We start from the raw sequence: 14,974 nt of genomic DNA, 5'->3' as shown, positions 1-14,974 counted from the left end.
ATGGCACTTATAAAAATTAGTAACGCTCAACTAGCGTATGGCGATCATGCTTTACTCGATAAAGCAGAATTTCTTCTTCAGCCACATGAGCGTGTTTGTCTTGTTGGCCGTAACGGCGCTGGTAAATCAACATTAATGAAAGTGATTGCTGGTGACGTATTACTCGATGACGGTAGTATTCAACGTCAAAATGAGCTGGTGGTTTCTCGTTTAGAGCAAGATCCACCGCGTAATGCGGAAGGGTCTGTATTTGATTATGTAGCGGAAGGTCTTGCTGATGCAGGTCGTGTTCTGCGTGAGTACCATCACCAATTGGACCTTGTCACCGCCGATCCTAGTGAAGCAAACATTAATAAACTATCGCGTATTCAGGAGCAAGTTGATCACCATAACGGTTGGCAGTTAGATACGCGTATTGCAGCAGTACTTGAAAGCTTGAAGCTTGAACCGAATACACTTCTTACTGATTTGTCTGGTGGTTGGCAACGTAAAGCAGCACTTGCTCGTGCGCTAGTGTGTGATCCTGATATTTTGTTACTTGATGAGCCAACAAACCACCTTGATGTAACAACGATTGAATGGTTAGAAGGTTTTCTAAAAGACTTCCGTGGTTCAATTATCTTTATTTCGCACGACCGTGCATTTATTCGTTCTATGGCGACTCGTATCGTTGATTTAGATCGTGGCCAATTAGTGTCTTTCCCTGGTGACTATGAAGGTTACCTAGAGGCAAAAGTTGAGTTATTGCGTGTAGAAGAAGAACAAAACGCATTATTTGACAAAAAACTAGCACAAGAAGAAGTGTGGATAAGGCAAGGTATTAAAGCGCGTCGTACTCGTAACGAAGGTCGCGTTCGTGCACTTAAAGCATTGCGCAATGAACGTGCAGAGCGTCGTGATGTTGTAGGTAAAGCGGATATGCAGCTACAAGACGCGAACCGTTCAGGTAAGATTGTCTTTGAAGCGAAGAATATCGGTTATAGCTATGGCGATAAGCAAATCGTTAAAGATTTTAGCTTTAATGTTATGCGTGGCGATCGCATTGCCTTAATTGGCCCTAATGGTTGTGGTAAGAGTACCTTAATTAAACTGATGCTGGATAAACTTCAAGCAACTGAGGGTGACTTCCACTGTGGTACTAAGCTAGAAGTGGCTTATTTTGACCAGTACCGTGAAATTCTCGATCCAGAGAAAACCGTAATGGATAACCTTGCTGATGGTAAGCAAGAAGTGACAATTAACGGTAAAACTCGTCATGCGCTAGGTTATTTACAAGATTTCCTATTTCACCCTCGTCGTGCTCGTACGCCAGTTAAAGCGCTGTCTGGTGGTGAGAAGAACCGACTATTGTTGGCAAAATTGTTCCTAAAACCAAATAATTTACTGGTTCTTGATGAACCAACGAACGATTTAGATATCGAAACATTGGAACTTTTAGAAGATATACTTGCCAATTATCAAGGTACGTTACTTTTAGTGAGTCACGATCGTCAATTCGTTGATAATACTGTGACTACAAGCTGGATTTTTGAAGGTGAGGGCGTTGTTAACGAATACGTTGGCGGTTACCATGATGCACAATCTCAGCGTGCGAATTCTTATGCCAATCAAGCAAAAGAGCAGGCTGCAAAAATCGAATTAGAGAAGAGCAAGAAAGCTGCTCAAGAACAAAAGCAAAAAGATGTTACACCTAAACGCGCAGGTAAGAAGCTATCTTTTACTCTTCAACATGAGTTAGCTGGCTTGCCGCAAAAAATTGAAGACTTGGAAAATGAAATCGCGAAAATTCAGGAACAAATTAATGATCCTGCATTTTTCTCCGATCCGAAAAATGACACACAAGCCATCCTTACAGGTTTAGCTAAGCTTGAAGAAGAGTTTGAAGTTGCCTTTGAACGATGGGAAGAATTGGAAGCGATGCAAAAGGAATCCTAATGCCACATAAGATGTTAAAACTATCAACACTTGCAATCCTCGTTGCTGGTGCCTCTCAAGCTAGCGCTGCTGTTTATGATATTGTCCCTGTTTCAACTGCAGGATCAGATCAACTTGCAGCTCAAGCATATTTCCCGAGTGCACAGGCAAATGCAGATAGTACACCTGTTTCAGCTTTTACTACGGGTATTAAACCATCTGCTGAAGGCGACAATTGCTTTACAGGTAACAACTGTAATGCTGATTCATATGATGTTGCGGGAACCGTTCGACGTGGTACTCAAGGTACGCCGTTATCTGATACCACAGCATATAATGAGAATCGTCAGTTCATTGATGATTGGAATGGGTTATATAGTTACTGTCGTGATAACTTAGGCTACAACATCTGTAATGTTTGGGCTGATAATGAGTATTACGGTTATGACTACAATATTGATGATGTTCAAGACGGTCAAGGTTTAGGTGGTCTACAACATATTCAACAGACATGGTTAAATGGTTACCATTCAAATGCTCTTGCACTTAAAAATGGTGTAGCTGTTACAACCAAAGCTGATGAAGCTAGTGGTTATACTTCAATTGATAAAACACTAGGTGATATCGAAGCAAATACTACTGATGCCGTTCTTGAAGGTATCGTGGGTAATTACAGTTTTGGTACGTCAACTTCAGCCGTATTTAAGAATGGTTCGGTAAATCCTCGTGCTTTTGCTAAACGTGGTTTTGTAAATAATGATGGTACCCCAGTATCATTATTAGCGCCTGTATCGGGCGATGCATTTGTTAAAAATATGGGGCAGACGACAGCGAATGGGGCAGTAGAAACGACTGACGGTAATTTGCTAGTTGTGGGTTCATCTTCTTTTGGTCAAACATTTACTCAAAATCTTGATTCGCGAGAGCCAAATACAGATAACATTAATATAGGTTTAGGTTTCAACAAAGATACCTTCGCTAAATGTGTGAATAATCCTTCTAATCTGTACAGTACGTTTGAGTGCCAGTTTAGTACTTTTGCTAATGCAGCTGCTTTCTGGGTTGTTGATAATACAGGTAATCTTGTTAAATCAGGTGTTATTAGTTCAAATTTAGCAGCTGTTGACCCTGATCATGATGATGTTTCTTCACAGGCATCTGCTAATGCGGTTGCTATGGTCAATAACGCTCCTGTTGCTGTAGGCTATGCATCTCGCGATACCAATAGTAATGATTCTTATGTTATGCAAGCCGCATACTTTGAACCTAGTGCTGATTTAACGAAATGGACACAAACTTTTGTTCCTGGCTTAAATATTTCAACTGGCGATGATCGTAATTATCAATACACAATGGCTAACGACATCAACTCGAGCTTTAAAGTTGTTGGTATTGCAAAGAGTCATAATGCTGAAAACCGTTCGATTCCACAAAAAATGTTTATCTTTGATAAAGCAACGAACCAGACTAAGTTCCTTGATACATCTATAAGCCCATTATTCTTCCGTGGTTCAAATGGTGATGCAACAGCAATTAATGATAATGATCAGGTTGTAGGTTGGGTTGATTCAGAAACGAAGAATCAAATTGATGGCTCTGAGCGTCGTCATCGTGCATTTACCTACATTGCAGGCTCTACAGCGCAAGGGCCTCTAAAGGCTGGTAGTGTATGGATGCTAGATGACTTAACCAATGATGGCGGTGCAGCGAATACGGTTGCAAACTCTTACCGTATTATTTCTGCAACCGATATTAACGACGCAGGTGTTATTTCAGCAACAGCAAATTACTGTGCTGGTGGTTATCAAAACTTAACTAAAGAAGCGCAGTGTTCTGTGACTGAAAAGCAGGTTGCGATTAAGCTTGTTCCTAAGGCAAATGCGACGGATAAAGATATTATTGTTCGTAAAACAGAAGACGAGGAGCCAGTAAAACGTTCTGGTGGATCGCTTGGCATTTTGGCTTTGACAGCGTTAGGCTTTATTGGTTTCAGACGCCGTAAGTAATTTTTAAAATAAATTATGTTATACCAACAAGCTCACATTTTGTGGGCTTGTTTCGTTTTTAAATTTGATAAATTGTTCGAAATAACCCATTTTTATAAGTGGAGACATAAAAACTCCATCATTATGTAATGATAATGAAAAGTAATATACAGATAAGGATGAGGACCGAACTATGAAGAGACAAAAGCGGGATCGTTTAGAACGTGCGCAGGCTCGAGGTTATCAAGCCGGATTAAATGGCCGTTCTACAGATGCATGTCCGTACCAAGGTACAGATGCCCGTACTAACTGGCTAGGTGGTTGGCGAGACGCTAGAGAAGAGTTACAACAAGGTCTCTACAAATAATAACCTCCCTCATGGTTAACCCTATTCTGCAGCCCCTTAGGAGAAGGGGCTTTTTTATGCATAATAAGAAATGATAGCATTCTTGATTTATCTACTTAAGACACATTACAGAGACTGCAATCAAATGAGTATTAATGGCTATTTTCTTGTTTTTGTGATTGCAAACTAAAGAGTGTTATTATTTTTAATTCGTTGATTTGTCAGAGTCATGTAACGGATAAGTACGTAGAAGAGATACAAGGTTATTATGCTGGTGGATAAAAAAAGCCCCGAGACATAAATGCCTCAGGGCTGAGTATTTAGATTCGCCACACTGATTAGAAATTGTCAGTATCTTTAAAAAGACCCACTTTTAAATCTTTAGCAACGTAGATTTCTTTACCGTCTACCAGTACACGGCCATCAGCAACACCCATGATTAGCTTACGGTTGATAACACGCTTAAACTGAATTTCATAAGTTACTTTTTTGGCTGTCGGGAGAATTTGACCTGTAAATTTAACTTCACCCACACCCAGTGCTCGACCTTTGCCTTCACCGCCAGACCAACCAAGGAAGAAGCCTACTAGTTGCCACATTGCATCAAGACCAAGGCAACCAGGCATTACAGGATCACCTTTAAAGTGACAGTTAAAAAACCATAAGTCAGGATTGATATCTAATTCGGCGACAATAAAACCTTTGCCGTGATCACCATCTTTATCGGTGATATTTACGATACGGTCAATCATTAGCATGTTATCTGATGGTAATGATGGGAAGTCAGGACCGTATAGTTCGCTGTTGCCACAAGCGACAAGTTCTTCGTGTGTATAAGAATGCTGGCGTGTCATTAGAATCAATTACTCCTTCAAATGTATGGGAGCAATTTAGCTTACACGTGTAAGCTAAACAACTCGGATCAGTTCTGGACAAACCAGTTAGATATACGTAAACGTAGGCGATTTAACAGACCAATCTCATTTGAAAGGTCACCATGGTGGAAATAATCAATTCTTTCTTCAATCAAAGATAAAATCGTTTCATCTTCATCATTCTCGCTACGGAATGGCTTATCCGTTAAAAGAGGGATCGCTTCATCAACGTTCTCTATTGCCCAGATGTGGAACTGCTTCGCTTTTATTGCTTCAATGACTTCATCATTTAAACAAAGGTTACTCAAGTTAGTCTTTGGTAATATAACACCCTGATTACCAGTTAACCCTCGATGAACACACACTTTATAGAAGCCTTCGATTTTTTCATTAATCCCACCTACAGCTTGTACACGGCCAAACTGATCAACAGCACCGGTTACCGCTATTTGCTGATTAATAGGCTGTGAAGATAATGCAGACATTAATGCACAGAGTTCTGCAAGAGAGGCACTGTCACCATCGACTTCAGAGTATGACTGTTCAAAAACAATGGACGCTGAGTAAGGCAGGGCTTGATCTAAATCTAGCGCTGTTGCAACAAACGCTTGCATGATCATCATGCCTTTCGCGTGAATATTTCCGCCCAGTTCAACTTTACGTTCGACATCAGAAATATCGCCGTCACCAAAGTGAACCACACAAGAAATACGAGCAGGCTCGCCATAGGCTGTTGGGTGTCCAGGCATTTCAACCACGGTTAAACCATTAACCTGACCCACTTCTTTACCTTCACTAGCAATCAGGACTTGGCCATGGTGAATATCAGCAATAGCGCGTTCTGGCAAATAAGACTCACGATATTCTTTAGCGCGAAGTGATGCTTTAATATTCGTTGCCGTTAAAACTTTGCCGTCTGTCTCTATACTTGCTTCAGACAATAGATTTAGGTGCCAAAGCAAACAAAGTGGTAAGCGTGTTTGATCTTCAGCATAACGCGCACCTGCACATAGCAGTGCAGTTACAGCGTCCGTATCAGCCAAGTCTGGCAGTTTATGATGAGTAATAATCGCCTTTATATAACGAAGATACTCTTCAAGATTGGATTCGTTTAATAAGAGATCTTGTTCAAATTCACCGTACATAGCAAAACCAGCGGCAAGATCAGGCTCAGCATGATCAAGTTCTGCCATTAAATGACGATCACCAATGATTACCAGTTTTACATTTACCTTCTCAGGCGCAGGTAAGGGGCATAGTACTTTTTTGTTAGCGGCCTCCCAATCTAGCATGCCGTCCATTAGTACGCTTTTTAAACGCGGCCATAACGATGGATTACTGAGAAGGGCGGTGATTGATAAAATCAAATATCCATTATTTGCTTGGTGTAATAAACCATGCTTAACGCTTGGTTTTGCTAAACTATTTGACTCTAGAGCAGGATAGACGGCACCAAATAGTTTTTCAGCAGTAATATCATCACCCGCGATGATGATCGGTTGCTCATTTTCACTCGTTTGTGAGCTAGATGTATTATTACTACTTTGATATTGGTATTTTTTTATGAGTTCAATAATATAGTCACGATACAACGTGTTATCAGGCGCCGTAATACGTAGAATACGAGGCTGTAAATTAAGCGCGCTGAAGCGGCGTACGGCATCTGATAGTCGAGGTTGAAGAGTACCAACTGTCGCGGGTTCAAGATTACTATAATGTTCTAGAGTTGTTTGGTACTGGCTATAATCAGGAAACATTGTACGCCAAGATTCTTCATGCATAAATTTAGCTTTCTATTGTTACTGTGAAAAGGTAAGCAGTATAAAACAATCAAAGAGCTCATAATAGAAACTTATGAGCTATATTTATGTTTCATAAAAACAATCGGTTATTCTATATAGGTGATTGTTATTTAAGAATGCCAGAGTTACACTGTAACGCGTTTTTCGTTGACGATGAGAAAATTGTAATTTTATGAAATATCAGCAGCTTGAAAATCTTGAATCCGGTTGGAAATGGGCTTATTTAGTAAAAAAACACAAGGAAGGCGAATCAATTACACGCTTTATTGATCGCAGTGAAGCAGAAGCTGCTGTTGAGGCTCTTTTCGATATTGAACACGAACCAACAAAAGTGATTGAATGGATTGGTTCAAATATGTCTCCTGCGCTTGAAAATAAATTAAAACAAGCGATTCGAGCAAAAAGAAAGCGCCATTTTAATGCAGAACAAGTACATACACGAAAAAAATCAATCGATTTAGATTTCCGTGTTTGGGAAAAGTTGGCAGAAAAATCGCAAGAGTTAGGTTCTACATTATCCGATACTATCGAATATTTGATCAGTGAAAGTAACCGAACAGAGCGAGCTAACAAACAGGTTAGTGATATCAAGAATAACCTGACAGAACTACTGAACATTGAATCCTTTGATAAATAACGTTTTTTGGTGGTTGCTGTTCTTTTAAAGGTTACGTTTAAGGAGTAAGCAAATGGAATATGTACTTGTTTTAGCAGTAGTTGTTATTTTTATCGTCTTTAAAGATCGTCCTATTATGGTTTTGAAATTTGAAAATGGCGAACTGATAAAAACGAAAGGGAGTGTACCGACTGGCTTTCAAACCGCATGTAAAGAGATCGCACATAAAACACCTTTTAGTGGTCATATCAAAGTTTATAAAAATCGATTCACTACAAAAATTGATTTTTCAAAGGATATTCCAAGTAAAACAAAGCAACGTATTCGTAATGTTTTCCCTCATAGCTCTCATTCAACTAAAAAGGGCAAACGTGCTTAATTGGAAGTAAGTGTAATAAAACGTTTATTACACTTACTATTTAAAAGAGTCAATTGTGATTATTCCATACGCGTTTCGATTAACCCAAGGTAAAGATCTTAAAAAGAGTATTCTGCACTTTGTACAAGACAATAAGATCCAAGCAGGAAGTTTACTTTCAGGCATTGGTTGTTTGTCTAAAGTGATTATACGATTGGCTGATGAATCTAAGACAATAGAGGTTTCTGGCCCTCTGGAAATTCTTACATTATCAGGAACATTAACACCACAGCATGTCCATCTTCATATTTCGGTAGCTGATAAAAAAGGGCAGGTAATAGGTGGCCATCTTGTTGATGGAAGCATTGTTTCTTATACTGCAGAAGTTTGTATTGCGAGTTATACAAATTTATTATTTAACCGAGAGTATGACGAATCAACACGATTTGATGAGCTGAAAATTTGTGCAAAGTGAAGCGAATAATAACAAGTTAAAGATAAGTTTAACTTGTTATTAAATCTACTTTAATGCATCTAATAACTCTTCTTTACTTTTGATATAAGATGAAAACTTTTGCTTTAATTCCTGAAGTTCACTCTCTGCTTTTATTCTTTTTAGTCGTTCATCTTCTAATTGTTGACCTAAATCTACGGCTAAATAGCCACCTTTTATCAGCGCTTTGGTTGTAACATTACTATTCGTTAATGATTTAAGAGACTCAATCATATAATAATGCTTATCTATATCACGGATTGTTATTGCCATTAGGTACTCCTTAACTCTCTATAATATATCAACTTTTAATCAAAACGTCACCATCCTAGCGCACTATAACTTAGTGTTATTAGCTAAAAATAAACCGGCAAACACCGGCTTATTTTTAGCGTATCTTTTGACCTAATAGTAGGCTACTTAGGTAAATAGACTTACCTGAAGCTAGCTCTAGAATACCTCTGTCATCGGATATATAAACAGCTTCTTTTGTTCGAAGATAATCAATATAGAAGTTACTAAAAGTGAAATCGACTTCACGACTTTTATTTAATTGCTTAACACCAAAAGTGTAATAATGATTTTGAATTTTTAAAAATACACCACTAAATAAAGATGATGAAATAACTCGATTTTCTTTATCTTTTCTAATTGTATTAATCTTAATTCGCCCATCATTTAGGTCAACCTTTATAATTTCAGAGCCAAAAGCAGGGTATTCCTTAGTAAATAAATATGCCGACTGTGTGCTGACAGCATTAAAAATCGCTTGGACAATAATAAACAATAGAGCTAGGAATATGCCAAGGAAAGCTTTTTTAAGCATCGCACTGCTCCTGGTTCACCTGTGAAGTTAAGTCAATATAGTGCTCATTATGCACACCTATTAATTTATAACGCTCACACAATCCACCGATAGGGAATGCATACCATTGACTTATATCGCCTGCTTTATAATCAATGATTGCCTGTGTAACAGGATTTGGTAATTCAACGCCATTATAATTAACAGATATACCATCAACATCAGTTGTATTAACAAAAAATAAGTACTGGTAACAGACAAATAAAGTAGCTAAAAAGAAAAAGCAAACAATCAGAAAATCAAATAGGCTGAATGTATTTAATTTATTGAGTAAGCTGAATTTTTTTTTCTTCTCAGTAATTACTGGTTTATCAATAATGCTTTCTTGATGCTCTTCTAATTCTAACTTTTCTGCAATTTCATGAGCTTCTATATGTTTACTAATATCTTCAGACAGAGGCGGATGAGAACCATCATCAAGCAGAGAGGTTTCTCTAATTGAGTAACCAAGTTTTGGCTCAGTTGTGATGATATTATGCTCACCGATTTTACTAAATGAAGTGCGAAGGTTTTTTATCGCTACAGTTAACGAATTATTCGTTACTACTTTTCCTTGCCAGCACTCTTTTAGTAATGTTTCTCTATGTACAGTATTGTTTGCGGTGTTTGCTAATAAAGCAAAGATATGAGTCTCTGAGCGTGAGACTTTTAAAACAGCATTATCACTTATACGGGTGATCGTTCTTCGCGAATAATCAACATCAAAACGACCAAAACGTTCTATTCCGTTGTTTACTTCATCGTTCATTATTTACTTATCAATAATAGAGTTGTCAAAGGGGATAACTACTCAAAAAGAGAGGCTATTTTATACAAAAAAGGTATCGAATTCTATATTGATGCAACTATATGCTTGGCATATTATCATTTGTATATAAATTCTTCTGTTTTTTAATCAAATTGATAGTGAAAACGACTTAGTTAGAAGCTTTAAATGCTATAAGTGACGGTGTAACTATTTTGTTTAAAGGTTATATCAGTGTAACTCTCTGTTTAATTAGCCATTAATCAGTTGAAAGAAGAAAGCTTGTTTTTATTCGTTCGATAGTATTGAAGAAACATCAACAACATATTGAGTTATATCCATGTACACATGAATTTAGCGACTACATGGTCGAATTGGTTGGAGAATTTAAACCAAGTAATTACAAAAAGCGACCAAGTTAAATAACATCGTAGTTATGTTTTCCTATTTAAAAATGTCCTCATTATTATCTGATTAAAGGTCTCCTTTAAGGTAACTCTAGTTGGGATAAATTGGGTTATAGAGTAGGGAAGTCACGGTTTCTTCTTGGTGTTAGAGGTGAACGTTATAGGGTGAATAAGTGCGGGATTAATGGTTTTAAATTGCCGTACTGCTTATTCGTTTTGTTTTTCTGGTTGCATTTCAGCTCTTTCGTTTGAGAAAATTTAACTACCTTATCTAAGCGTTTGTTACTCACCATCAGACCTTGGGTTACATTTTCTAGTTTATCAAAATGAAATTAATCTTATCTGAAGAAGAGCAAGCTTACAAAGCTGGACTTTATACATTAGATAGATCGAGCTTTACCGTTATTAATTTTTGGTCTCTAGAGCTTAAACGCTAGGGATTGAAAATTGTTGTAGTGTTAGTCGCTTGGTTTAACTCGGATATTATCATTAATAGATGCTGACCAAGAAATCATTGAAAACTACAAATCAATTCTGGTGAACTAACAATGACAACTAAAGTGTGCCAATATTTTTCTTACGATAAAGTTAACCACAAGTTCAAGCTTAAACTTTAATTTATACTTTCAAATATCACAGCCGAGAATGTAGAAGATGTACAGCGCAGCACCAACGATACATTTAAAATCGACATGTGGTTTTTATCAAAAGTTATTGAAGGACATCAGTTTGAAATTTACGGGCCATTCGAGTCTGCCGATGCAACAATGAAGTTTGCACATGAGCATCATGGAATTACAAGTTACCGAGGTGCGCCTGAATTTGATGATGGTATGGACGAGCTACTTGAAGCACTTAAAACTCAGTAACCAACAAAGCTACCAAGCTAAATCTCCATCATTTCAACATTATACTTAAGTGCGCATTATGTATATTATGTTAAATAAGGTATCGAGGTAACTATATATGATCTTGTTTTTCCTACTTTGTATCTAACATCTCTACTCTGCTTGTGGGTTGATTATTGTATTTAACAGTATTGGCTATTTACCATAAAATAGGTAATTAACATCAATTTTAAATACTGCTGCAAATGTTCAGTTTGCCTTGTACTTAAAGCTTGCTGTTAATTACTAGAGATTCGATTAATACGAATCTCTAAATCGTACTTTCTGATTGCTGGTTTTCTTTAAGTTCTTGGTATTTTTCCAGCAACGCATCTAGCTCGTTTGAACAGATTGGTTTTGCTAAAAAGCCATCCATACCAATATCATGATAAATTTTCTGGTCACTTTGCATCGCGTTCGCGGTTAATGCGACGATTGGAATACTAATTTTTCTCTGTCTAAGTTGTTTTGTTGCTTCTAAGCCATCTAAGATAGGCATAGAAATATCCATTAGCACTAAATCAAACTTATTGTGACCCTGTAACAGTACATTTATCGCTTCCTTTCCGTTGTTAGTTATCGCAACTTTATGTCCTCGCCGCTCTAACATCAACTTAGCAACCAACTGATTGGTGTTACTATCTTCTGCTAATAAAATATTTAAAGAGCAATCCGATTTATTTTTAAATTTAGTGTCAGCTTCACAACTCTTCAATGATGGATAAATAATAGGAATAGAAATTTTAAAACAACTTCCCGTTCCTAATTCACTTTCAAGTGATATTGTTCCGTTCATCTTTTCGATCAAATGCTGGCTAATCGCCAAGCCCAAACCTGTGCCGCCATAACGACGTGTGATACTTCCATCCGCTTGATGAAATGGATTAAAGATATTTGCTTGTGCATCTTTAGCAATACCAATGCCGGTATCGATGACTGCTATTTCAATGTTATCGTCAACTTTACGAGCAACAACGCGAACCGAACCAATACTCGTAAATTTAACGGCATTGCCGATTAAATTAAATAACACTTGAGCAATTCGATTTTTGTCACCGTAGATTTGTTTAGGGATCGCATCGTCAATTTCACATTGAAATTGAACATTATTTTTAGTTGCTTGTGGTGCCAATTGATCAGAGACAAGCCTTATACTTTCCACAACATTAATATCACTATTGAAAAGCCTAAAACTCCCCGATTCTATTCTTGATAAGTCTAAGATGTCATTGATAATCGTCAGCAATAAATGTGCTGATTGGTCCATCTGTGATAACCAAAGATTTTGCTTATTATTCAAGCCAGATAAAGATAGCGATTCCATTAAACCTAACACCGCATTAAGTGGTGTTCGTATCTCATGACTCATCATTGCGATAAATTGAGATTTAGCTTTGTTGGCTGTTTCTGCTTGCTTTTGCGCTTCCTGTAAGTCAAATAAACGTTTTTTTCTGCTCGTTATGTTTTTAGCTGTTCCGCGAAATCCTTGTAGTTTTCCATACTTATCAAAATAAGGGGTGCCACTAAAGCTGTACCACTGCTCAGTATTATCAACGCTAAGATTCCATTCTACGTCTTCAAAGACAACTTGCTGCGAGAGCTTATTCGTCATTTTTTGTTGGAACAGTGGGTAGTTATTAAAGAATTCTATAAAGTTATCACAGGCAATTTGTGTATTAGCGACTTGAGGTTCTGAAATATAGGTAAAGTTATAATCAACATCAATTTCCCAAAACCAATCACCTGCTGTTTTGGCAAAATCTTTAAATCGTTGCTGACTAAATGTCAGTTGTTGAGTTCGGGCTGCCACTAAAGATTGCAGCCGTTCTCGATAATCTATATCGATGATCGCACGTGCAAGTAATGGTCTAAATCTATTAAGCACTCGCCTGCATCTTGGTGTGAACTGACTTTTATCGTGGCTCATTAAAATCATAACAGCATCACTTGAGCTTACTTTAACCCCCGTTAATAATGCCGAACTGTAGTCATTTAATGCTTCAATCGATTGCGTACTAAATTCAACAATATCTTTAGGAGAATATAGTGCAATACATTCACCATTGATCGCTCGTCTAAATGTACTTTCCATAAGCCAAGAGTTTGTACTAAAACGATTATCAGTACTGACCAGCACATCAAGCAGCTCTTGCTCGTCTTCTCTAGTAAGAACTAGTGCTTGATCAAAACCAATAAACTTGCGTAGGACTTCTAATAAGCTATTGAATACTTGACGTTTATCATTCGCACCCGCCATTGCCGAGATGCCTTCTAAGATGGCTTCATTCTCATCTTGTAATTGGCTTTCTCGTTCTTGACTGCGTAATAAATCAATGACTGTTTCTTGTAGCTTTTCAGATTCAGAACTTATCATAGTATTAACAACCTACCCTTTATGAAAAATAGCTGCTGAAATCATTAAGTTACCGTGCGCATTTTCACCACTGATGAATTGCCCCTGCTCACCAAAGGTAAATGGAGAAACATAAGGCTTATTTAACATTGCAATATTTACACCGCTAGCAACATCATCCATACGATTTTTTATTTTTAACATGCATCCGGCACAAAAAATCGTAATGCCACCTATTGGATTAAGCTTATTACCATTTGATGCTTTAACTACCCGACTAGCTCTAGAAATCAGTCGTTCATCAGTGCCGTTCATAAAGTACAAGCGATCCCCTTGCTTTACTTCAGCAAACATTTCGATGCCCTTGCGTTGTGTAATATGTGCAGGATGAGCTAATTTAAAATAAGGTAAATCAAAATATTCTCCAGCAAAACGCCCTAAAGGATTTAAACTGCTTTCACTTATTATGTTGCTGTTGGTATCAAATGGAATCTTCATCCATTGTTGATAGACATCCGCTGCGGGTTTATTATCGAGCTCTATAACTTCTCTATGTTCAACTTTAGTGGCTATTGCTGATAAGCCTGTACTAGCATAACCTGAATGAAATGAAAGGCTTACTTCGCAGGTCGGATAAAAAACAGCGATACCAATCCCCTGACCTGTTTGTTGTTCAACATTAAATATTTGCCATTTCTCTGCAATGAAATCGTCAGCAGCTGAGCCGCCAATAATAGGAACGGTACAGCCCAACTCTTTTTCTATTCCTTGAATAATTTGTTCTTCGTAACCTGGTGTTGCATGTAATAAAATGAGTGATGGCAACTCGCCAACTCGACCGCTATTATGAATCGCTTTTAATGTTGCTTGCCTTGCCATTTCATAAGGCGTCTCAAAATTCGAAATAATGGCCGTGCCATATGCTCCGTGATAATCATTAATTGCCCATAATGCTAAACCTGTTCCACTAAAATAGCCTTCATTTGTCATAAAGCCCTGACACGACGTACAACCTAAAATAGCGGTATGGGGAAATGACTTTTTGAGTTCGGCTTGGAAAATATTGATGTCATAATTTTCAGAATAATAGATAAGCAGCAAAGAAGGCGTTGCAATTTTTAGATTTAGCTTATCAATAGCCTCATTAATAGCTTCGAAAGATGAAGATTGTATTGAGTAACTTGTTGTTATATCCATATCAATAGACTCATCCTTGAATTAACTCATGATTAATATTATCAGTTATTTGCACATTTTAAGTCAGAATTTTACCTACCTCTTATTAGATTAGCTTATCTTATCGTATCATGATGCAAATATTTGTAAGC

At 37.5% G+C, this 14,974-nt stretch carries 15 protein-coding genes; 8 read left to right on the top strand and 7 right to left on the bottom strand.

Annotated features, from left to right (window positions below; genetic code table 11):
• From C9J40_RS09530 to rmf, 3 genes are all read left to right on the top strand, one after another.
• Positions 1 to 1,935, top strand: coding sequence for an ABC transporter ATP-binding protein (locus C9J40_RS09530; protein WP_107208149.1), 1,935 nt, complete (start codon positions 1 to 3; stop codon positions 1,933 to 1,935).
• Positions 1,935 to 3,920, top strand: a complete 1,986-nt coding sequence (locus C9J40_RS09525) for a DUF3466 family protein (protein ID WP_107246654.1) — start codon at positions 1,935 to 1,937, stop codon at positions 3,918 to 3,920. The genes C9J40_RS09530 and C9J40_RS09525 overlap by 1 nt, the downstream gene beginning before the upstream one ends.
• 172 nt (positions 3,921 to 4,092) lie before the next feature.
• Positions 4,093 to 4,266, top strand: coding sequence for a ribosome modulation factor (gene rmf / locus C9J40_RS09520; RefSeq protein WP_005367875.1), 174 nt, complete (start codon positions 4,093 to 4,095; stop codon positions 4,264 to 4,266).
• Positions 4,267 to 4,583: 317 nt separating this feature from the next.
• Here rmf and fabA read toward each other — a convergent pair whose 3' ends face one another.
• Positions 4,584 to 5,099 (bottom strand): bifunctional 3-hydroxydecanoyl-ACP dehydratase/trans-2-decenoyl-ACP isomerase, encoded by a 516-nt coding sequence (fabA, locus tag C9J40_RS09515; RefSeq protein WP_107208151.1) that lies wholly within the window; start codon positions 5,097 to 5,099, stop codon positions 4,584 to 4,586.
• A 68-nt stretch (positions 5,100 to 5,167) separates the two neighbouring features.
• Complete coding sequence (locus C9J40_RS09510; RefSeq protein ID WP_107246653.1) at positions 5,168 to 6,901, bottom strand: Lon protease family protein; 1,734 nt, start codon at positions 6,899 to 6,901, stop codon at positions 5,168 to 5,170.
• 193 nt (positions 6,902 to 7,094) lie between these two features.
• On the opposite strand from C9J40_RS09510, the gene matP reads away from it, so the two are divergent.
• From matP to C9J40_RS09495, 3 genes are read left to right on the top strand one after another with little or no spacing between them, the layout of a single operon-like run.
• On the top strand, positions 7,095 to 7,559 hold the full coding sequence (gene matP, locus C9J40_RS09505; protein WP_107208153.1) for a macrodomain Ter protein MatP: 465 nt from the start codon (positions 7,095 to 7,097) through the stop codon (positions 7,557 to 7,559).
• 52 nt (positions 7,560 to 7,611) lie between these two features.
• Complete coding sequence (locus tag C9J40_RS09500) at positions 7,612 to 7,917, top strand: DUF3634 family protein (protein WP_107208154.1); 306 nt, start codon at positions 7,612 to 7,614, stop codon at positions 7,915 to 7,917.
• A gap of 55 nt (positions 7,918 to 7,972) precedes the next feature.
• Positions 7,973 to 8,371, top strand: coding sequence for a PPC domain-containing DNA-binding protein (locus C9J40_RS09495; protein ID WP_107246651.1), 399 nt, complete (start codon positions 7,973 to 7,975; stop codon positions 8,369 to 8,371).
• Positions 8,372 to 8,416: 45 nt separating this feature from the next.
• Here C9J40_RS09495 and C9J40_RS09490 read toward each other — a convergent pair whose 3' ends face one another.
• The 3 genes from C9J40_RS09490 to C9J40_RS09480 form a co-directional block, all read right to left on the bottom strand.
• Positions 8,417 to 8,662, bottom strand: a complete 246-nt coding sequence (locus tag C9J40_RS09490; RefSeq protein ID WP_107208156.1) for a hypothetical protein — start codon at positions 8,660 to 8,662, stop codon at positions 8,417 to 8,419.
• 115 nt (positions 8,663 to 8,777) lie between these two features.
• Positions 8,778 to 9,215, bottom strand: coding sequence for a hypothetical protein (locus tag C9J40_RS09485; RefSeq protein WP_107208157.1), 438 nt, complete (start codon positions 9,213 to 9,215; stop codon positions 8,778 to 8,780).
• Positions 9,208 to 10,002, bottom strand: coding sequence for a transcriptional regulator (locus C9J40_RS09480; protein ID WP_107208158.1), 795 nt, complete (start codon positions 10,000 to 10,002; stop codon positions 9,208 to 9,210). The genes C9J40_RS09485 and C9J40_RS09480 overlap by 8 nt, the downstream gene beginning before the upstream one ends.
• A gap of 730 nt (positions 10,003 to 10,732) precedes the next feature.
• Between C9J40_RS09480 and C9J40_RS22385 the strand changes: the two genes are divergently transcribed.
• Together C9J40_RS22385 and C9J40_RS21990 are read left to right on the top strand one after the other, a co-directional pair.
• On the top strand, positions 10,733 to 10,843 hold the full coding sequence (locus C9J40_RS22385; RefSeq protein ID WP_107208159.1) for a single-stranded DNA-binding protein: 111 nt from the start codon (positions 10,733 to 10,735) through the stop codon (positions 10,841 to 10,843).
• Positions 10,844 to 11,098: 255 nt separating this feature from the next.
• On the top strand, positions 11,099 to 11,275 hold the full coding sequence (locus C9J40_RS21990; RefSeq protein WP_158259551.1) for a hypothetical protein: 177 nt from the start codon (positions 11,099 to 11,101) through the stop codon (positions 11,273 to 11,275).
• Positions 11,276 to 11,564: 289 nt separating this feature from the next.
• Here C9J40_RS21990 and C9J40_RS09470 read toward each other — a convergent pair whose 3' ends face one another.
• On the bottom strand, positions 11,565 to 13,667 hold the full coding sequence (locus C9J40_RS09470) for a PAS domain-containing hybrid sensor histidine kinase/response regulator (RefSeq protein ID WP_107208160.1): 2,103 nt from the start codon (positions 13,665 to 13,667) through the stop codon (positions 11,565 to 11,567).
• Between the two features lie 12 nt (positions 13,668 to 13,679).
• Entirely contained in the window at positions 13,680 to 14,843 is a 1,164-nt protein-coding gene (locus C9J40_RS09465; protein ID WP_107208161.1) for an FIST signal transduction protein, read from the bottom strand.
• Positions 14,844 to 14,974: the final 131 nt, after the last annotated feature.

The sequence above is a fragment of the Photobacterium sp. GB-72 genome (assembly GCF_003026095.1).
Taxonomy (GTDB): Bacteria; Pseudomonadota; Gammaproteobacteria; order Enterobacterales; family Vibrionaceae; genus Photobacterium.
The sequence above is the reverse complement of the archived record's forward strand: the minus strand, read 5'-3'. Positions and strand labels throughout refer to the sequence as shown.